Annotated in this window: 19 protein-coding genes, 1 riboswitch and 1 other annotated feature; of the genes, 5 read left to right on the forward strand and 14 right to left on the reverse strand. The window is 30.9% G+C overall.

The genetic code is table 11. The features are described 5' to 3' along the window. From NR218_RS08695 to NR218_RS08710, 4 genes are all read right to left on the reverse strand, one after another. The coding region (locus NR218_RS08695) for a SasC/FmtB family protein (protein WP_265883324.1) at positions 1-2991 on the reverse strand (2991 nt) is incomplete at its 3' end. A 245-nt stretch (positions 2992-3236) separates the two neighbouring features. Further along, positions 3237-3548, reverse strand: a complete 312-nt coding sequence (locus NR218_RS08700; RefSeq protein WP_017176351.1) for a rhodanese-like domain-containing protein — start codon at positions 3546-3548, stop codon at positions 3237-3239. Positions 3549-3566: 18 nt separating this feature from the next. After that, positions 3567-5981 (reverse strand): leucine--tRNA ligase, encoded by a 2415-nt coding sequence (gene leuS, locus NR218_RS08705; protein ID WP_265883325.1) that lies wholly within the window; start codon positions 5979-5981, stop codon positions 3567-3569. A gap of 47 nt (positions 5982-6028) precedes the next feature. Then, positions 6029-6219 (reverse strand) — a binding site (T-box leader). A 65-nt stretch (positions 6220-6284) separates the two neighbouring features. Then, positions 6285-7469, reverse strand: a complete 1185-nt coding sequence (locus tag NR218_RS08710) for an MDR family MFS transporter (protein ID WP_025987199.1) — start codon at positions 7467-7469, stop codon at positions 6285-6287. Positions 7470-7580: 111 nt separating this feature from the next. Between NR218_RS08710 and NR218_RS08715 the strand changes: the two genes are divergently transcribed. Then, on the forward strand, positions 7581-8540 hold the full coding sequence (locus NR218_RS08715) for a TIGR01212 family radical SAM protein (RefSeq protein WP_070718063.1): 960 nt from the start codon (positions 7581-7583) through the stop codon (positions 8538-8540). Further along, positions 8537-9097 carry a class I SAM-dependent methyltransferase gene (locus tag NR218_RS08720; RefSeq protein ID WP_048680716.1) on the forward strand — a complete coding sequence of 187 codons (561 nt, stop codon included), beginning with the start codon at positions 8537-8539 and terminating at the stop codon, positions 9095-9097. The genes NR218_RS08715 and NR218_RS08720 overlap by 4 nt, the downstream gene beginning before the upstream one ends. A gap of 60 nt (positions 9098-9157) precedes the next feature. Here the strand turns inward: NR218_RS08720 and NR218_RS08725 are convergent, their stop codons facing one another. Continuing rightward, entirely contained in the window at positions 9158-9559 is a 402-nt protein-coding gene (locus NR218_RS08725) for a transcriptional regulator, SarA/Rot family (protein ID WP_002449620.1), read from the reverse strand. Positions 9560-9855: 296 nt separating this feature from the next. Continuing rightward, entirely contained in the window at positions 9856-10683 is an 828-nt protein-coding gene (locus NR218_RS08730) for an alpha/beta fold hydrolase (RefSeq protein WP_017176356.1), read from the reverse strand. Positions 10684-10891: 208 nt separating this feature from the next. Here NR218_RS08730 and NR218_RS08735 point away from each other — a divergent pair, with 208 nt between their 5' ends. Beyond that, a complete protein-coding gene (locus NR218_RS08735; RefSeq protein WP_048761780.1) occupies positions 10892-11893 on the forward strand; it encodes a proline dehydrogenase family protein in 1002 nt (333 codons plus the stop codon). Positions 11894-11944: 51 nt separating this feature from the next. Here NR218_RS08735 and ribE (NR218_RS08740) read toward each other — a convergent pair whose 3' ends face one another. From ribE (NR218_RS08740) to NR218_RS08770, 7 genes are all read right to left on the reverse strand, one after another. Further along, positions 11945-12403 (reverse strand): 6,7-dimethyl-8-ribityllumazine synthase, encoded by a 459-nt coding sequence (gene ribE / locus NR218_RS08740; RefSeq protein WP_002455177.1) that lies wholly within the window; start codon positions 12401-12403, stop codon positions 11945-11947. A 12-nt stretch (positions 12404-12415) separates the two neighbouring features. Further along, positions 12416-13600 carry a bifunctional 3,4-dihydroxy-2-butanone-4-phosphate synthase/GTP cyclohydrolase II gene (locus tag NR218_RS08745; RefSeq protein ID WP_017176358.1) on the reverse strand — a complete coding sequence of 395 codons (1185 nt, stop codon included), beginning with the start codon at positions 13598-13600 and terminating at the stop codon, positions 12416-12418. A gap of 11 nt (positions 13601-13611) precedes the next feature. Then, on the reverse strand, positions 13612-14244 hold the full coding sequence (ribE, locus tag NR218_RS08750; RefSeq protein WP_049379362.1) for a riboflavin synthase: 633 nt from the start codon (positions 14242-14244) through the stop codon (positions 13612-13614). Positions 14245-14250: 6 nt separating this feature from the next. After that, positions 14251-15294, reverse strand: a complete 1044-nt coding sequence (gene ribD / locus NR218_RS08755) for a bifunctional diaminohydroxyphosphoribosylaminopyrimidine deaminase/5-amino-6-(5-phosphoribosylamino)uracil reductase RibD (protein ID WP_049379363.1) — start codon at positions 15292-15294, stop codon at positions 14251-14253. A 121-nt stretch (positions 15295-15415) separates the two neighbouring features. Next, positions 15416-15551: riboswitch (FMN riboswitch) on the reverse strand. 150 nt (positions 15552-15701) lie between these two features. Beyond that, positions 15702-17189 carry an FAD/NAD(P)-binding protein gene (locus NR218_RS08760; RefSeq protein WP_049379364.1) on the reverse strand — a complete coding sequence of 496 codons (1488 nt, stop codon included), beginning with the start codon at positions 17187-17189 and terminating at the stop codon, positions 15702-15704. Between the two features lie 295 nt (positions 17190-17484). Then, entirely contained in the window at positions 17485-18333 is an 849-nt protein-coding gene (locus NR218_RS08765) for an N-acetylglucosaminidase (protein ID WP_037541107.1), read from the reverse strand. A 246-nt stretch (positions 18334-18579) separates the two neighbouring features. Then, positions 18580-18804 carry a hypothetical protein gene (locus NR218_RS08770; RefSeq protein WP_002449634.1) on the reverse strand — a complete coding sequence of 75 codons (225 nt, stop codon included), beginning with the start codon at positions 18802-18804 and terminating at the stop codon, positions 18580-18582. Positions 18805-19012: 208 nt separating this feature from the next. On the opposite strand from NR218_RS08770, the gene NR218_RS08775 reads away from it, so the two are divergent. Together NR218_RS08775 and NR218_RS08780 are read left to right on the forward strand one after the other, a co-directional pair. After that, positions 19013-19498, forward strand: coding sequence for a sigma-70 family RNA polymerase sigma factor (locus NR218_RS08775; protein ID WP_265883332.1), 486 nt, complete (start codon positions 19013-19015; stop codon positions 19496-19498). Next, entirely contained in the window at positions 19485-19931 is a 447-nt protein-coding gene (locus NR218_RS08780; protein WP_017176364.1) for a competence protein ComK, read from the forward strand. Before NR218_RS08775 ends, NR218_RS08780 begins: the two co-directional genes overlap by 14 nt. On the opposite strand, the gene NR218_RS08785 is transcribed toward NR218_RS08780, so the two are convergent. After that, positions 19906-20370, reverse strand: a complete 465-nt coding sequence (locus NR218_RS08785) for a membrane protein (RefSeq protein ID WP_017176365.1) — start codon at positions 20368-20370, stop codon at positions 19906-19908. The two genes, NR218_RS08780 and NR218_RS08785, sit on opposite strands and share 26 nt — an antisense overlap. Positions 20371-20449: the final 79 nt, after the last annotated feature.

A 20449-nucleotide genomic window follows, 5' to 3' on the forward strand; every position in this document is an offset into this window, starting at 1 on the left:
CTCTCTTGCTTTTATTTTTTTCGTAATTTCTGGTTGGATTGCATTAATAAAATTCGTACCATTTGTTTTAGCAGTATCTACATTTTCATTTTTTAGTGCTTGATGAATTTGTTCCTTAGCCTTAGTAACCTCTTGATCTATTTTCGCTATTGCTGCCTCTTTTTCTTCTACTGTTGCATCAGGTGTTTGATCAATTGCTGCTTTTTTAATTCGGGCTACCTCATCGATTGTATCTCTTGCATCTGATTTTTTAACCACTTCTGGAATAACTGCATTAATTGCAGTTATTCCTTCATTTTGTGCATCATCTACACTTGAATTAGTAGTTGCTTGATTAATGTTATTTTTAGCTTCGGTTACTATTTTATCTACTTTTACCTTTGCGACTTCTTTTTCTTCTATAGTCGCATCTTCTATTAAATCAATTTCTTGTTTTTTAGCTATAGCGGCTTGATCAATTGCTTGTGCAGCAGCATTTTTCTTTACTGGATGCGCTTCTACTTGTGATATCTCGTTTACTTTGTTTTCTTTTAATATTTCAATTTCATTATTGTGATTTAGACTGTTAATATCTGCTTTTGCTCTAGCTACCAAATTGTCTATCTCAGTTTTGGCTGCATTTTTTTCTTCTAAAGTTGCATTATTATCCTTATCTATTTCAACTTTTCTTGCAGATGCTATATTATCTATTGCAGTTCTAGCGTTACTTCGAACAGTTGGGGTTATAGTAGCAGCATTCACACTATCTATGCTACTTGTTTTTTGTTGAGCTACACCATTATTTGTAGTTTCATTCATAATATTTGTTGTAGCCTCTGACACTAAATTATCAATCGTTGCTTTTGCAGCTTCTTTTTCTTCTACTGTTGCATCAGGATTATTATCAAACTCTACTTTTTTAGCATTTGCTCTTTCAGTTAATTCATCAATTGCTGCTTGCTTTACTGTTGGAGTAAGATCAATCATTGTAATTTCATTAATTCCAGTGTCTTTATTTGTTGCTACATCATTTGAAGTCATTGATTGATCAACAGTTGTATAACTAGATTGTAGTGCTTGATTCACTTGCTCAATCACAGCATTTTTTTCTTCAATTGTAGCTGTATCGTTACCCATAAAGAGCGCTCTTTTAGTTCTTGCAACTTTGTCTAATGATAATTTAGCATGTGCTTTATCTAAATTTAAATCGATACTATTAATCGTTGCTTGATCTTTCAATTCACTTATAGGCATCTCATCTGTTTCAGCTAATACTTCTTTAGCTTTTCTAAGTACCACTTGCATTGCTTCCCATACTTCTGGTGAATTATCGTTTTGATCAAGATTGGCTAAATCATCCTCAATTTCTGTTACTTTGTCTCTCAAATGTTGCTTATACATTTTAACTGTAATAGTTTGTTTATCTAATACAATATCTCCTTGTCGCATAGCAGAATCAACACTTACAAATTCATTATGCACACCGTATCTTGTATAATGATCGCCATTATTACGTCCAAAATCTTTAGAATCACTTAACCTATTCATATTTATACCATCTGTAACATAAGTCAAATGTCCTAAGAATTCTTTTTCAATTGGTCGATCAGTTGGTAAGGATAATCCTATAGAAATATTTTTACTTGCTCCTGCTTCAAGTCGATCTATTTTAACTGTTAACTCTTTAGTTGCTGCATTAAATTTTCCAGTAGCATTTTTTGTAGATACATATGTCACATCTTCTGGTAAAACAATCGTATATTCTGTTTTATTTGAACTAGAATGTCCTCTATTTTCAATTCTAAACCCTATTTCTTGATAAACTCGATCAGCATTTATGGATCCAGATTGTGCAAAGTAGTGTGTATTATTTACTGTCGCAGTTAAATATGCGCCACTATTAATGGTAACATCAGCTAACACTCCGCCTCCAAAGTTATTAGGACCAGTAAGGAGTCTATGTCCATTAGTAGAATCAGTACTACGATTTAATGCCGATTCAAATCTTAATCTTAATCGTGAGACTGTTTCTGGCACTTGAAATACACCTACAAAGTTACCAATTGGGTTCTGTAATATATCCGGAGTTCCTTTATATAAAAGTGTAGAAGGATTATTCGCATCGTAAATATACACTCTTGCACCATTAACCCCCCATATATTATTCATACTACTAGAAATATAATGTAATTGGATTTCTGATCCAGGAGTAACATCAACATCTTGGTAAATTGATCCTACTGTAGGATCAGCTATACCTGGAACTTGATTAAAGTTACCATTATATTTTGATAGTACTACACCAATTTTATTATTGGTTTTATCGAATATATAAGGATTGTATGCGGGCAACGATTTAGGACCCCAAATTAATGGAATGATGGTTTGATCATTACTATTTACATGCCAACCCGGTACAGTATTTGCTTCATTCATTGCAGACTCTAAATTCTTAGTCGGTATCGTCGCACCCTGTGAATTATCTGTAAATGTCCCATTAATGATTTGACCAGTATTTTGTTCATTTACAGCCATCGGATCTGTATTTGTAGTACTAGGAGTGTTATCTACTGAACGTTTCCCTCTTCTATGTGGTTGATTAACGTTTGTAGTTTCATGATTATTTTCATTACTAACTACGTCATTAGTTGTTACTTTCTCATTATGATTTGTATTATTTTCAGTGCTATTAATTACATTATTCACTGTACCTTCTTCACGTTCACGGTTAATTGAATAATCACTTGAAGTATTACTTTCATTATTTCGATTATTTTCATTTGAATTAGATGTATTTGCTGACGTTGTTTCATTATGTGGTTGTTCAATATTAGTATTTTGTTTATTAATCGTCGCACTTTCATTCGTTTGTGGCGCACTTGTATTTGTTTCTGCATCATGAGTTGCTGCATGACCAGGATGTGATAAAAACACTAATGTAGCAATTAGCGTTGAAAATGTCCCCACACTAAATTTACGAATACTAAATGTCTGTTTTTTAAAAAGATTCATTATGTTTCCTCCTTGATGTTCTCTCTTGATGTCAATTGTTATAATGAAAATGTTTTATGTATGCTATAGTTGTTACTCTCACTTACATAATATTATATTCACACTTAAATATAATATCATAATAAAATTAAAAGTACTACAACTAAATAATATAAAAATATTAAAAATAAGTTAAATTATAAAAAACAGCGAAGAATCATAACTTCGCTGTTTTTCTGTATTATTGTTTAAATATCTATAAATCATTATATACTGTCTATTTCAATACCTTCATCACCCCATGCTTGCATGCCACCTTCAACATTAACTGCATGAATACCTTCATTTTCAAGGTAGTTCGCTACTTTTTCACTACGAACACCTGCAGCACAAACGATGTAGTACGTTTCATTTTTATTAAATTGATTTAAGTTATCAGCAATTTGATCCATTGGAATAGTTTTAGCACCAGGAATTGTCCCCATTGCAGTTTCTTCATCTGTTCGCACATCGATAATATTTACTGGATTAGATCCTAGTATTTTCTCTTTTAATTGATCTACTGTAATTGTTTCCATTTTAAAACTCCTCTTCCATTATTTTGCAACGATATTCACTAATTTTTGAGGTACAGCGATAACTTTTTTAATCTCTTTACCTTCTATAGATAGTTTAACATTTTCATTTTGTAATGCTAACTCTTGCATATCTTCTTTAGATAAGTCTTTAGGAATATTGATTTTCGCTCTTACTTTACCATTAACTTGCACTACAATTTCAATCTCATCATCTACAAGTAATGATTCATTATACGTAGGCCAAGGTTGATACGTAATAGTTTCTTGATTGCCTAAACGTTGCCATAACTCTTCACTAATGTGAGGGGCAATTGGTGCTAACATTTTAACAAATCCTTCTACATAAGGTTTGTAAATGTGATTCGCTTTATAACAATCATTGATAAATACCATTAATTGACTAATTGCCGTATTAAAGTTAAGAGTATCAAAGTCTTCAGTCACTTTTTTAACCGTTTGATTATAAACTTTATCTAATGAATTATCGTTATTTTCAACAATTTTATTAGATAATGACCCATCTTCATTAATGAATAATCTCCATACACGATCTAAGAAACGTCTAGAGCCATCTAACCCATTTTCACTCCATGCTATAGCTGCATCTAATGGTCCCATAAACATTTCATATAGGCGTAATGTATCTGCACCATGTGATGCTACGATATCATCAGGATTAACAACATTACCTTTAGATTTACTCATTTTTTCGTTGCCTTCACCGAGAATCATACCTTGGTTGAATAATTTTTGGAATGGTTCTTTCGTAGGAACTACACCTAAATCATATAATACTTTATGCCAGAATCTTGAATACAGTAAGTGAAGTACCGCATGTTCTACTCCACCAATATATAAGTCTACCGGCAACCAATGTTTTAATTTCTCTGGATCTGCTAACATATTCTCATTATGTGGATCAATATATCGTAAATAATACCAACAACTACCAGCCCATTGTGGCATAGTATTTGTTTCGCGACGACCTTTCATGCCTGTTTTTTCATCAACAACATTTACAAAGTCATCAATATTGGCTAATGGTGATTCACCCGTACCAGATGGTTTGATTTGGTCAGTTTCAGGAAGTAATAATGGAAGTTCTTCTTCAGGCACAGTTGTCATCGTACCATCTTCCCAATGAATCACTGGAATTGGTTCTCCCCAATAACGTTGTCTACTAAATAACCAGTCACGTAATTTGTAATTCACTTTTTTCTCGCCAGCACCTTTGGCTTCGAGTAAAGTAATTGCTTTAGAAATTGCTTCTTTATTATCTAGCCCATCTAGTTCGCCAGAATTGATATGTGCTCCTTCTCCGTTATATGCTTCTTCTTGAACATTTCCGCCCTCGATGACTTCAATGATAGGTAAATCAAATTTCTTAGCAAATTCATGGTCGCGCTCATCATGTCCTGGTACTGCCATAACTGCACCCGTACCATAAGTCGATAATACATAATCAGCAATCCAAATTGGAAGTTTTTTACCTGATAATGGGTTAATAGCATACGCCCCAGTAAACACACCTGATTTATCTTTTGCTAAATCAGTACGCTCTAAGTCTGATTTTTTTGATGCTTCTTCTTGATACTGTTTAACCACTTCTTTTTTGTCATCAGTAGTCATTTCATTCACTAACGCATGTTCAGGACTAAGTACTAAGAATGTTGTACCGTAGATAGTATCTGGACGTGTTGTAAACACATCAATAGTGTCATTAGTATTTTCAACATTAAATGACACACGTGCACCTTCAGAACGACCAATCCAGTTTCTTTGCATATCTTTAATTGATTCAGGCCAATCTAATTCATCTAAATCTTCTAATAAACGATCGGCATATTCTGTAATTTTTAATACCCATTGTTTCATCGGACGTCTATATACAGGATGACCTCCACGTTCTGATACACCATCTACAACCTCTTCATTTGATAACACTGTACCAAGTGCTGGACACCAGTTTACTGCAACCTCATCTACATATGCGAGTCCTTTATTATAAAGCTGAATAAAAATCCATTGCGTCCATTTATAATATTCAGGATCTGTAGTATTAACTTCTCGATCCCAGTCATAACTAAAACCTAGTTCTTGAATTTGACGTTTAAATGTTTGAACATTCTTTTTAGTAAATTCTCTAGGATCATTTCCTGTATCTAACGCGTACTGCTCAGCGGGTAATCCAAAGGCATCCCACCCCATTGGATGTAATACATTATATCCTTGCATACGTTTATAACGAGAAATAATATCCGTTGCAGTATATCCTTCTGGATGTCCTACGTGTAATCCCGCACCAGATGGATATGGAAACATATCTAATGCATAGAATTTTTTTTGGCCTAAATTATCGCTTGCTTTGAATGTTTTATTCTCAGCCCAATAATTTTGCCATTTCTGTTCAATCTCTTTGTGATTATAACCCAAAGTATTTTCCTCCTAATAAAAATAAAACACCTCAAACTATTACTTTTGACAGGGACGACTTTCTTTAGCCGCGGTACCACCCTCATTCACATTTTACATGTGCACTTTATAATAGTAAGAGATGTTTTAAATTCGATTAATTAACGGTAAGTTCACTTAATTCTTAACGCTAGTTTGCACCACCACTAGCTCTCTTTAGAAAAGTATTTAAGTTACTACTCCAATACAGTTTAATATTATGAGATTCGTAACCTAATTGCAAGTGGTTCAGCATATTTTATATGTTTAATTTCAAGTTGTCTTTCAACGATTTTCATGTTGTGAATGTTTTGGTAGACCCTTATCAAAAATAGATAAGAAAAACATTCCAATTAATAAAAGAATGATCATTCCTATGAACATTGCACTCATATTGAATGTATCTACCAATATACCCCCGATTAGAGGACCAAATGCTTTCCCTACAGTTGATGCAGAATTTACTACACCCTGATATTGACCTTGCTTACCTTGCGGTGCTAAATAATTGGCAATCGTTGGTACTGCAGGCCATACAAACATTTCACCAAAAGTAAGAATAATCATTCCTATTAAGAAAACAGTAAATTGTTCTGCAAAACTTGTAACAAAGAATGACAACATAAAAATTAAAATACCAACAAACATTTGATATTTTAAGTTTCCTTTTAACAAACGAATGACTGGTCTAATTAATGGTTGTGCAACTAAAATCATAATTCCATTTACTGTCCATAATACACTATATTGAGACATTGAAATATTAATTTGTTGCGTAAATGAAGCTATTGTTGTTTCCCATTGAATGTATCCAATCCAACAAATACTAAACATGGCACATAATAGTATTAAAGCTATAAAACGTTTTTTATTTTCTTTACTTTGGATATCTAGACTATCTGGTGATTTCACTTTAGCATGGTATTCTAAATTAAATTGCGTAAAGGCTACAATTCCAAATAATACGTACATGATTAAATTAGCTAAGAAGATAAAATTAAAGCTAAATTCAGCAACGAATCCTCCCATTGCAGCTCCGGTAGCAACACCTATGTTTTGAGCTAAGTAAATAGCATTAAAAGTTGTTCTGCCACCATTAGGCCAAACGGCACCAGCCATTGCATAGATTGCTGGAACAATCATTCCCCCACCAAAACCAAGTAGCACTAACCAAACTGCATACCACGGCCATCCATGAAAGAAATTAAGTAATGTTGTACTAAGCAAACAAGTAATAGTACCTATCATGATTGTTCTATAACCACCTAACTTATCGAACAACGTTCCACCTAGTAAGTTACCAACTACCATTCCAAAAGAATTAATCATTAGAACAATCCCAGAAACTGTCAAGCTTTTTCCTAATTCTTCTTTCATATAAATCGTATTTAAAGGCCATAAAAAGCTAGAGCCAGTTATATTTAATGCCATTCCTATAACTAGCCACCATACTGATCTAGGTATATTCATAATTTTTAAGTCCTCTCTTTATATTTTTATCGAACTATAATAAACACTATAACATTAAAATATGTTAAAATCTTTACTTAGAACTAAGTTAGATAGAAAGGATAATGTGTTATGGGTAAGTATTTCCCGTATGCCTTTGAAAATAAACGATATCATACATGGAATTACCATTTAAAAAATAAATTCGGACAGAAAATTTTTAAAGTTGCTCTAGATGGCGGATTTGACTGTCCAAATAGAGATGGTACTGTCGCACATGGCGGTTGTACATTTTGTTCAGCAGCTGGTAGTGGTGACTTTGCAGGAAATAGAGCCGATCCAATTGAAGTACAATTCCAACAAATTAAAGAACGAATGCATGAAAAATGGAGTGAAGGTAAATATATTGCTTACTTCCAAGCATTTACTAATACCCATGCACCTGTAGAAGTTTTAAAAGAAAAATATGAACCTGTGTTAAAAGAAGAAGGAGTTATTGGTTTATCTATCGCTACACGTCCAGATTGTCTGCCAGATGATGTGGTTGAATACTTAGCTGAACTAAATCAACGTACTTATTTATGGGTGGAACTTGGTCTTCAAACAGTTCATCAAAAGACCTCTGATTTAATTAATCGTGCTCACGATATGCAAACGTATTACGAAGGTGTAGCTAAATTGCGTAAACATAATATTAACGTATGTACACACATCATTAATGGCTTACCAGGTGAAGATTATCATATGATGATGGAAACAGCACGAGAAGTGGCACAAATGGATGTTCAAGGTATTAAAATCCATTTATTACATTTACTTAAAGGTACACCAATGGTTAAACAATACGAAAAAGGTATGCTTGAATTTATGACGCAAGAAGATTATACAAACTTAGTGTGTGATCAACTTGAAATCCTTCCGTCAGACATGATTATTCATCGTATTACTGGAGATGGACCGATTGATTTAATGGTAGGACCAATGTGGAGTGTTAACAAGTGGGAAGTTCTCAATGAAATAGATGATGAATTAGCACGTCGTGAATCTTATCAAGGTAAGTTTTACACATCTAATACTAAGGTGAATTCATGAAATTAGAACGCATTCTTCCTTTTGCTAAAACACTTATTAAGCAACATATTCAAGAAGATAGTATTGTTATTGATGCTACCTGTGGTAACGGCCATGATACCCTATTTTTAGCTGAACAGGTTCCAAATGGCAAAGTGTTTGGTTTCGATATACAAAAAGAAGCTATTGAACATACAAAAGAAAAAATAGCACCTTTTAAACATGTTACATTGATACATGATGGACATGAAAATATCTTAAATGATATACCAAGTGATATCATCGGAAACGTGGATGCAGCTATTTTCAATTTGGGATATCTGCCTAAAGGTGATAAATCCATTGTTACTAAACCTGAAACCACTATTCAAGCTATTGAAAGTATTTTTAAACTATTAAGTACAGAAGGTATTATTGTACTAGTGATTTATCATGGACATGAGGAAGGACAAATCGAAAGAGATGAATTATTAAAATATCTTGAAAACTTTGATCAAAGTAAAGCACACATATTAAAATATCAATTTATCAATCAAGTTAATCATGCACCTTTTATATGTGCGATTGAAAAACGTTAAATTTTAAAACCCATAAATTAAAACATCAAATCGTAGTTTTAATTTACGGGTTTTTTTATATTAAACGCTCATCAATGAATTCAAACTATTTTCTAAAGATTCATATTTTCTTTTAATAATAGTAGTAATAAAATCTAATAATTCATTTCTATATTTATTTTTTTCTTCATTAAAATGGATAATAACCGTACGTTCGTCGTCAATTGGACGCTCTTTGTAAACCCAATCAGATTGAACTAAATTATTATACGTTCTTGTTCGTTTATATGACTTGATATTAACGTATTGATCCATCTCTTTTAATGTCATAGGCCCCTTTTCCCATAACGTTAATAAAATAAGTACTTCTTCTTTATTTAAATGATACTTCTCATAAATAATTCTAAATATAGAATCTATATCCTTCAATAATTTCTCTAATTTCAATACCATAGATACCGTTTCTTTTTTTTGTAATTTCATAATTCATTCCCCTTGATCTCTCATATTATGTATAATAACTATAATTCAATTTATTATTAAGTTTATACGATTTGGTATTTTTTAATAATATATCAACTATATTTTTTAAATCAATATTTATATTATAATTCTAATACTAAATTCATACAATTTATAAAAAGTAATTGATAGTTATAATTCTACTTATATTGTAATTTTAGCTCATTTATAATATTATAACCATAATTTTGATATAGAATAGGCTCGTAGATATCTGTCTTCTACGAGCTATTCTTTATAGATTTTTAAAGATTATCTTATACTTCCTCAATATCTTCTTCTTGTACAATAAATCCCATTGTATTTACGCTATTATTCAAGAAAGTTAATATATATCTCATGACTTGATCTCGTTCAGGTTCATTGTGAATCTCATGATAAAACCCTTTCCACGCTTTAAAATAAAATTCATCTGCAAGAAATTGTTGTTTTAAAATATCTATTGAAGATGTTTCTAAAATTTTATCTTCGGTACCATACATTAATAAAGTGGGTAACGGTTTGATATCTTTAATATGTTGTGATGTGTCTTTCATCGTTTCATTAATAATGTTAAACCATTTGTAAGATACTTTCTTTAACATCAATCCGTCATGATTTGTCTCATTAATCACTTCTGAATTACGAGTTAAATCTTCATAATCTATTCCTAATTTAAATTGTGTACCTTTTGAGCTCTTTCCAATATTAGATATAAACATATTTTTTCGTGTTTTATAATTTTTCTTAAATTCAAGCATTGGAGAGAGTAGTAATATGCCCTCAATAGGTAGTTCAGTCTTTTCAAGTAAATTGAGAATAATTAAACCACCTAATCCAACACCCATAACAAATGTTGGTAATTTATATTCGTTTGCAATTTTTATCCATTCAACTAACTGTTCATGGTAAATTTCAAAACGTTGTAGTTGACCTCTGTTAGCTCGTGAAGTTTGACCTTGTCCAGGTAAATCACCCATAATTACGTGATAACCATTACGTCTCAACATCGTAATCACATACGCATATCTACCAGTATGTTCTAACATATTATGTACTATGATGATTACGCCTTTAGCGTCATGTTCTGTTTCCCACTTCCACATATTTTTGAATCCTCTCTAATTGAATGTTTATCAAATGTATTATATCAAATTATACCTTTAATTGTTGTTAAACAGTATATAGATTCTCTTAATTTATGACTAATGAATTTAAACGTATTTTACCTCCTAAATGTAAACGCTTTCTTAAACGATGTATTCATGCTAAACTTGTTATAGAGATAGATACGAGTGGGATGGAGGAATAGATATGTCTTTATTCAGAGATTTTTTCATAACATTATCAAATATTACATATTTAAATGAAATGGCTAAAAAAATCGGACCTACCATGGGGGCTAATAGAGTTGTTGCGGGTAATACTATAGAACAACTCATTGATACGATTGAACGTTTAAACGCTAAACATATTGATGTTACTGTAGATAATCTTGGAGAATTTGTTAATACTAAAGCAGCAGCGACTCAAGCTAAAAATGAAATTCTTGAGATAATGGAAGCTATTAATAAATATCAAGTGAGTGCACATATGTCGGTGAAAGTGAGTTCATTAGGCGGTGAATTTGATACTGAGTTAGCCTATCAAAATTTAAGAGACATTTTATTAAAGGCTAATACCTATGATAATATGCATATTAATATTGATATGGAAAAATATAACAGCTTATCACAAACATTACAGATTTTAGACAGGTTAAAAGGAGAATTTAGAAATGTCGGTACAGTTATTCAAGGATACCTTTATGATGCAGAGAAATTAATTGATAAGTACCCAGAATTACGATTAAGACTGGTCAAAGGCGCTTATAAAGAAAAGGATACGATTGCTTATCAAAGTAAAAAAGATATAGATAAAAATTATATAAATATTATTGAAAAACGTTTACTTAATGCCAAAAACTTTACGTCAATTGCAACACATGATGATAAAATCATTAACCATGTTAAACAATTTGTCAAAGATCATCATATTGAAAAAAGCACTTTTGAATTTCAAATGTTGTATGGTTTTCGTAATGAATTAGCAGAAGAGATTGCTAGACAAGGATATCACTTTACCGTTTATGTTCCATATGGCAATGACTGGTTTGCTTATTTCATGCGTCGCCTGGCTGAGAGACCTCAAAATCTTTCCCTTGCCTATCAAGAATTTATTTCAACAGAAGCACTAAAAAAAATTGGCTTAGTTAGTGGACTAGCTTTAGGAACACTTACATTAGTATCTAGTATTGTGAAATTACTAAAACGTTGAAATACAGAGCGTCTCGATAATCCTTAAAATTATCGAGACGCTCTACATTAATTAAAACTGTTTAAGTAAGTTTGCCATTTCAATTGCACTTACTGCCGCTTCTGCACCTTTATTACCTGCTTTCGTACCCGCTCTTTCAACTGCTTGTTCAATACTTTCAGTTGTTAAAACACCGAAAATAACTGGTGTATTCGTAACATCATTTGCTTTTGATACGCCTTTAGCAACTTCATTACAAACATAGTCATAATGAGATGTTGCACCTCTAATGACACAACCTAAAGTAATCACTGCATCATAATCATTTTTTTGCGCTAATTTTTTAGCAACAAGTGGAATTTCAAATGCACCTGGTACATACGCAACATCAATGTTATCTTCATCTACACCATGTCTTACTAATGTATCTTTCGCTCCATCTAATAAACGATTGGTAATAAAATCATTAAATCTACTCACTACTATTGCAACTTTTAAATTTGTACCGACTAATTTACCTTCAAAATTCATTCTAAATTCCTCCTAAATAAGATGTCCCATTTTCAATTTTTTTGTTTCCATATAATGATGATTATGTTCCGTTTCTGGCACAATAATTTCTGTACGATCTGCAACTTTTATACCATAATCTTCCAAGCCTTCAAATTTCTTAGGATTATTACTTAATAAATTAACTTGTTGAACATTAAAATATTTAAGAATTTGAGCAGCTATATGATAATCTCTTAAGTCTTCATCAAAACCTAATGCTAAGTTTGCAGTAACCGTATCATGTCCTTGCTCAATTAATTCATAAGCTTTTAGTTTATTCATTAAACCAATGCCTCTACCCTCTTGTGGTAAATAAATAATTAATCCACCATGATCATTTATATATTTCATTGATGCTTCTAATTGAGCGCCACAATCACATCGTTGACTGTGGAAAATATCACCTGTTAAACAAGCAGAATGTAGTCTTACATTTTCAGTTGTACGTGGTTCTCCTTTGCCAAGTACAACAATATCTTCATGTGTATATTGAGATTGAAAACCATACATTTTAAAATCACCAATATCCGTTGGCATTTTTACAGTTGCTTTAAGTTCAATACCTTCGCTTTCTTGTTTGCGACGATAATTAATTAAACTTTCAATTGTAATCATTTTTAATTGATGACGCTCTTTAAATTGTTGTAATTCATTACCTTTTGCCATCGTACCATCGTCATTCATTATCTCACATATAACTCCAGCAGGTGCAGCACCAGTTAATTTAGCTAAATCTACAGCAGCCTCCGTATGTCCTGGTCTAACTAATACACCTTTTTCTTTAGACACTAAAGGAAATAAATGTCCTGGTTTATGGAAACTTTCTGGTTTAGAATCAGGATTAATTAACGCTTTCGCTGTTGCTGTACGATCAAATGCACTAATTCCTGTAGTAGTAGAGATATGATCGATACTTACAGTGAAATTTGTACCGTATTCATCTGTATTACCATCAACCATAGTTTTAAGATTTAGACGTTCAGCAATCTGTGAACTTATAGGAGCACAAATTAATCCACGCGCTTCTTTGGCCATATAATTAATGGTATCATCTTTCATCCATTGAGTGACTGCAATTAAGTCACCTTCATTTTCACGATCTTCATCATCTACTACAATAATACTATCGCCATTTCTTAATGCTTCTAACGCTTCTTCAATGCTATCGAATTTCATTTAAGCCCCTCCTAAAAACCATATGCTTTTAATTTATCAACTGATAAATCAGATTTATTTTTACCAACTATACTTTCAACATATTTAAATAATACATCTGTTTCAAGATGAACTTCATCGCCCATTTTTTTATTAGAAAGAATCGTTGAACGTCTTGTTTCAGGAATAAGATGGATATCAAAACTATGTTGATGCAAGTCAAAAATTGTTAAACTTACGCCATCAACAGTAATAGAACCTTGCTTAACCATTTGGTTGATGACCGAGTCCGATGCCTTAATAGATACAATGCGTGAATTAGGCGTTTCTCTGATATTTATAATTGTTCCTTTTGCATCTACATGACCTAATACAAAATGTCCTCCGAAACGTCCACTACCTGACATTGCACGTTCAAGATTGACTTCATCATTTTCTTTAATATTAGCTAAATAGGTTTTATTTTCAGTACCTTTAATCACTTGGACAGAAAATTGATTTTGTTTAAAATCAATGACTGTTAAACACGCACCATTTACGCTTATAGAATCACCAATATGCATATCTTCTATAATTTTTTGACATGAAATATCTAATGTCCTTACGGATTGTTGAGTGCGAATACGCTTTACAGTACCTATTTCTTCAACGATACCTGTAAACATTTATCTTCACTTCTTTCGCAATGTCATTTTAATATTTTGTTGAATAGACTCGGTAGAAATCACTTCAAATTGTGCCGCATTAGCTAAATCAATGACATTATCAGTTTGATAAAATTGATTTTTTCCAATACCGCCTATTATTTTCGGGGCATAATAAATAATAAGATGGTCTAAATAATTAGATTGGAGAAATTCTGAAGTTATATGAGGTCCAGCTTCTACTAATAATCTGCCAACACCTCTTTGATATATATCAGTTAAAATAGATTTTAAATTACATGTTTCTAAATATATTATTTTTATATGATGACTTGGACTTTTTAGTTCATGATTTTCAGTATAAATCCAAATTTCACTTAATTGATCGTGAAATATCTGTTTTGAATAATCAATTTGACCTCGCTTAGATAGTATGATTCTTATTGGATGTTTACCATCTTGAATACGTGTTGTATATTGTGGATTATCCGCTTCAAGCGTTCCATTACCAGTTAATACTGCATCATGAGTATGTCTTAAACGATATACATCTTGTTTTACAGCTTTATTCGTAATCCACTGACTTTGTCCACTATCAGTCGCTTGTTTACCATCTAACGAAGTCGAGACTTTTACTGTAATTTCAGGGATTTTATGTTGTTTTGCTTTGAAGAAATCTTCATACAAAGCAAAAGCTTCTTCTGAATATTGATATTCAACTTCAATACCTGCCTTTTCAAGAATGATATCTCCCTCAGAAGATAACGTCGTATCTTTTACAGCATAAATCACTTTACTAAGCCCATGTTCAATAATTTTATTCACACAAGGTGGTGTTGACCCATAATGTGTACAGGGTTCAAGAGAAATATAAATGGTGCCGCCTTTTGCTTTATCTTGTGCCATATCTAAAGCCTGAACTTCCGCATGTTTCTCTCCTTGCTTTAAATGTGCACCTAATCCCACAATACGCCCATCCTTCACAACAACTGAGCCAACAGGAGGATTAACTCCAGTTTGTCCCTTCACCATTTGTGCTAATTGAATTGCATATTTCATAAATTCACTCAATTTATCACCTCTAAAAAAACCCCATACCTGTTTCACAGGCATAGGGCATGTATATACTTAAATAAGCGTACTACAATTTTTATATTGTGCATGCTTATACATCATTCAGTAATGATGTGATTGATTCTTTCTCCCATCCAGACTTTTACTGTCGGCTCTAGAGTCTCACTAGATCAGCCACTTAATAAATTAAGATTAAGTGGGTCGCAGGCTTAATTACTGCCGGTTGGGAATTACACCCTGCCCCGAAAGAATACGTATGAAATTGTGATTAAATTTGAGTCATCGTAGTTTAGTACTACATATATCATCTTACATTTATTTTTGGAAAATTACAAATAAAGAATTTCAATTTGATTTTTAAATTTAACTCTTAAAGAGATATTTATTCATTATTGTGTAAAGCATTATACTGTATGATCAAATTCTTTTCGAATTTCATATAAATAATCCACTGCACTTACCGCTTGATTAACAATCATTTTTACTCCATTCCGCAATTTATTTACTCCATTAGTGATTTGTCCAATAGCAATCATATTATTTAAAGTACCATATCTTGGACTAATCACCTGATTTGTTTCTGGGATAATTTGTATTCCACCCATAGGATGGGCTTGAACAATTTGTCGATTTTGAAGATTTAAGATAAATTGATCATCTTCATCTAAATCTTTTAAATGTGTTTTAGAACCTGTTGCATTAATAATAATATGATGTGGATACCATTGTTCATCATTTTTAAATTTTAAATTAAATAATCCATTTTTATGTACCACATTTTCTAAATCCTTTCTAATCACTAATGAACCATCTTTTATTAATTGCTTGATGAGTTTTGCAGTTCTTGGAGGCATAGGGTTTGAGTTAAGTTGAATAATTTTAGTGAAACGTTTATCGAATTCAATTTGATCTTGACGACTAAAACTATTCCAAATCCAATTTAAATTTTCTTTGACATTCTCTATTAATGTTTGGAATATACCTATCTCATCTGGATGTTCTAAATCATAATTTAAATCTTTAATCGTATCTCCTGTTCGGCGGTGAACCAATTTCTGTAAATCAATACCATTTAAATCACACTCTTCTTTAAATAAATCGAATGCTTTCTCTAATGGCACATTTCCAAAGTACTTATTTTTAATATCATTAAATTTAGATTTTGTTAAACATTGAAACTCAATTTTTTTCATGTTTCCTCTTACGCTAGGCAATTGAGCAGAACGACTCGTCATTGTGATAGGTAGTTTAGGATGATGAAACGCTACATAACGCACTACATCTAAACTAGCTAATCCTGTTCCAATAATAGCAATATCATCAGATTCTTGTACATCATCTAAAGTATTATATGTAGGGTAAGGAGTTTGAATATAACCTTTTATACCTTTTAAATAATAAGGATCGTGATATGATAAAGTACCTATAGTTAAAAATATGTAATCATATACTTGACAATGCTTCATATCTTTAGACGTACAGACATAATATTTCAATGTGGTTTCATCTATATTTGAATTAATGAAGACTTCTTGTACTGGTTGTTTAATGACTGTAAGGTTATCATATAATGTCTCATAATTTGATAAGTATGATTTCATATAATGGCCAAAAACAAATCTTGGTAAATACTTTGGATTTTTAAACGTAAAATCAGATTGTGTTTGATACCATTTCCAAAACTCTTCATCATCATCTAAATTTAAACTCATCTTTTTAGTGGGTAAGTTAATTAATAATTGACTACTATCATTTTGAAAAGGAACACCCTGTCCCATATTAAATTCATTATCGTAGACATCGACTTTTAATTGCTTAAAGTCTTTATGTTTAACGAGTTGTCTAAGTACACTTACACCTGCTGTACCCATGCCTATAATTGCTACTCGCATATTTAACATCATCCTTTTATATATTTGTATTATGTTGAATATTATCATATTATACCAATACGATTCTCGACTTCAAAATGTTTCACTATTAACACGATGATCCATTTCAAAACATAAATAATCATGTGTAACTATGTTAAAATTTAGATATTGAGGTGACTAAACAATGAAATTTTTATTAAAAACATTAATTGTTTTTATCATTGGATTTACTTGGGCTTCAAGAAAAAACAAAGCTGAATAAATAAAAAAACCAACATCATCTAATTAAAGATAATGTTGGTTTTTATTTTGATTATTGATGTTTTTGATCATCTTTATAAACATATAGCTTGAAGTATTTACCTTCTGTTTTCATTTCTTTATAGAAATCAGCAATAATTTCCGCATTACTTTCAGCCCATTTAATATCAGTCGCATATTGATGTTCACCAGGATTCATAGGATTCCATCTCATGCTATATAATGTATTTTGATCATCGTGAGATAGGAAGTGTTTATGAATAAAGTCTGCGCCACCTTTAATTGCTTTCTCTGGTGTATCCCAACCATGTTTTTTCGCATATTCAGCACCTGTTTTGATTGGATCTTCATCTAAAGCTCCAACGCCATAAAAATTATAATATTTTTTACCATCAATATTTACACCATTCGCAAGTTCACTTTTTACTGAACCTGTTTCTAATAATGCATGAGAAATTAAATAGACTTCATTAACATGTTTTTCTTTTGCAGCATTTACAAAAGCATCAGTATGTTTCAATAATGTAGGTCGATCGAACAACATACGTTTGATACGATTTTTATCAATACCTTGATATTTAGATAAATCTAAAAATTGATATTTTTGTTTATCATCATCGATAAATTTACTACTATCCATTGCACCTTTAATTTCACTTGCTGATGCATCTCTCCATGCATTATTGTTTTTATTCGATACTTGTTGACTTGTATAGTTATCTATTTGTTTTGCAGCAGCTTTATCAAGCGTGACGTTCACATGTTGAACTTTCTCTACTTCATTTACTTTTTTGAAAAATATCTGATCAGAAATCATTGAGAAAAAAATGAAGCCAGCTGCTACTAAAATAATAAGTAACCCTATTAGGCCTATAATAGAACCTTTTCTGTGCTTTGTCATATTCACACCTCTTAGGTTAATGTTGTAATTTCATTTATAGAAAAGTCATCTATGATAATAAATTCTAACATTTTTAATTCTCATAAACAATTTTATAATTATAATGTTACATATTCATAAAATAAAAGTAACAAAATTGAAATTTAATAAAAAATAAAAAGTAATGAAATACTCAACATTTCATTACTCAATGATTTTTATCTATTAAATAAATATAGTTATTTGTAGTAAGGTTAACATATTTAATTATTCGTTATTTCTTTTATAATCCATCATAATAAAACTGACAGCTTGCGATCTATTCTTATAATAATATTGATTTAAATCAATTGTCCCTTCAATATCACCATCACGATACATCATTTCATTTGTAAAATTATTTATCATTACAAATTCAGAACGATCTCTAATGACGTCTAAATCATCATGTCTTGCAAAAAAGTGCTCAAGATTTAAATGTGCGTAATCCAACTTCATACCTCCTATATTTTATTGTACAAATGTCGAATATTAATCTTACAAACTTGTTAAAGCCATATATCATCCAATCCAACGATTCTATGTTTACTATTTAACACCTATTTATTAAATTAAGCAAATGAAAATTCACGATACCTCATGTAGAATTTATACATCCGGAAATATTGTTTATGTACATAACTAAGGAGAAAGAATAACTATTTCAGATTTTAGTTCATTACACATAAAATATCATAAAATGATTCATCATTTGTTAAGACAATACCGTATCACTTATAATTATGATGAATTTTATCAATTATTATTAATAAAATTGTGGGAAATCTCCAAAATTTATAACCCATCTTCTTCTGTATCTTTATCCTCTTTTATTTATCAGCGATTAAAGTTTTATCTTATTGATCTTTTTAGAAAGGAGCAATTGAAGATTGACTGCTTAGATATTGCAGCGTTAAATCATTCTTTAACTTATACATTGAAAGATGAATCTTTTTTTAATGATTTCAAATATATTTTAAATTCAAATGAATATCAATGGCTGATATATTATCTTCGTGGATACAAACAATATGAAATCGCTAAAAAGATGAATGTCTCAGACACTACAATTAAAAAATATAAATCTTTTGCCCGTATCAAACTTCAGCAATATTATTTAGAAGGTGATTGGCATGTTACCTCATAATACTTTCGATTTGTTATACATTCAAACTTTAGAAGGTTCCACAATTCAGACTAAATGTTGTTTTAAAACATATGATATGATTCTACCCTTTCATATTAAAAAGATTGTCATATACTATCTAGAACAATTTAATAAATCATATACACAACAACTTAAATTAGCTAAACGCTTATTATCTATCAATAAACTAGTTCCTATTTATATTTCTAAAGACGTCATTTTATTTCCAATCAAACATCAACGTGCACCCATACAAATATATTTTAATGCGCAACGTATTATTGGATTAACGTCTTCTCAAAATAAAACCATTATTACCTTTGATAATTCAGCTCAATGCGTAGTGGATGAGCCTTACATTTTAGTTTATAAAAAATGGCAAGAAAGTATTCTATTAGCCTATTTAATTAATAAGACGACTTCTTTTCATTAAACTTATATTCAAGTAATCTTTTAGTAAACAAAGCAGTCACAAATCTTATGAGATACAAACTGACAACCAAACTAATAATGGCAAAAACTAAGATTAATACAAGATAGATTAGACTTAATTCTGCTTTAGGATTTATAAACTGATTGACTACTGCTAAACTTGCGATAAATCCAGCTAAAAACCATCCTAGTAATAGGATATAGGTGAGAACAAATAATATAATTAATAAGAAAAAATATCCATTTGAAAAATGTTTATTTCGAAAAATATGAACCTGTAAAAATTGATTAGCAAAACGAGTAGGTTTCATAAATTTCTGTTCTGCATTATTAAATGAAGCATTATTTTGTTCAAAAGTATGTTCTAATAATTGCTTTTCTTTTTTATTTAAAAACCACAATTGTTTTCTTACTTTTTCTCTAAAAGCAGTTTCTTCCATAACTTAATTCCTTTCTATTTAATTATATTTATAAATTTTAACTGAACACCGATTTTAAAACAAACTCAATAAAAAAGAA

The organism is Staphylococcus sp. SUC_1.2 (assembly GCF_026222585.1).

Coding starts and splice junctions, on each gene's coding strand:
- NR218_RS08700 (WP_017176351.1), bottom strand. CDS start 3,548: ATGGAAACAATTACAGTAGATCAATTAAAAGAGAAAATACTAGGATCT.
- NR218_RS08710 (WP_025987199.1), bottom strand. CDS start 7,469: ATGAATATACCTAGATCAGTATGGTGGCTAGTTATAGGAATGGCATTA.
- NR218_RS08715 (WP_070718063.1), top strand. CDS start 7,581: ATGGGTAAGTATTTCCCGTATGCCTTTGAAAATAAACGATATCATACA.
- NR218_RS08720 (WP_048680716.1), top strand. CDS start 8,537: ATGAAATTAGAACGCATTCTTCCTTTTGCTAAAACACTTATTAAGCAA.
- NR218_RS08725 (WP_002449620.1), bottom strand. CDS start 9,559: ATGAAATTACAAAAAAAAGAAACGGTATCTATGGTATTGAAATTAGAG.
- NR218_RS08730 (WP_017176356.1), bottom strand. CDS start 10,683: ATGTGGAAGTGGGAAACAGAACATGACGCTAAAGGCGTAATCATCATA.
- NR218_RS08735 (WP_048761780.1), top strand. CDS start 10,892: ATGTCTTTATTCAGAGATTTTTTCATAACATTATCAAATATTACATAT.
- ribE (WP_002455177.1), bottom strand. CDS start 12,403: ATGAATTTTGAAGGTAAATTAGTCGGTACAAATTTAAAAGTTGCAATA.
- NR218_RS08745 (WP_017176358.1), bottom strand. CDS start 13,600: ATGAAATTCGATAGCATTGAAGAAGCGTTAGAAGCATTAAGAAATGGC.
- ribE (WP_049379362.1), bottom strand. CDS start 14,244: ATGTTTACAGGTATCGTTGAAGAAATAGGTACTGTAAAGCGTATTCGC.
- NR218_RS08760 (WP_049379364.1), bottom strand. CDS start 17,189: ATGCGAGTAGCAATTATAGGCATGGGTACAGCAGGTGTAAGTGTACTT.
- NR218_RS08765 (WP_037541107.1), bottom strand. CDS start 18,333: ATGACAAAGCACAGAAAAGGTTCTATTATAGGCCTAATAGGGTTACTT.
- NR218_RS08780 (WP_017176364.1), top strand. CDS start 19,485: ATGTTACCTCATAATACTTTCGATTTGTTATACATTCAAACTTTAGAA.
- NR218_RS08785 (WP_017176365.1), bottom strand. CDS start 20,370: ATGGAAGAAACTGCTTTTAGAGAAAAAGTAAGAAAACAATTGTGGTTT.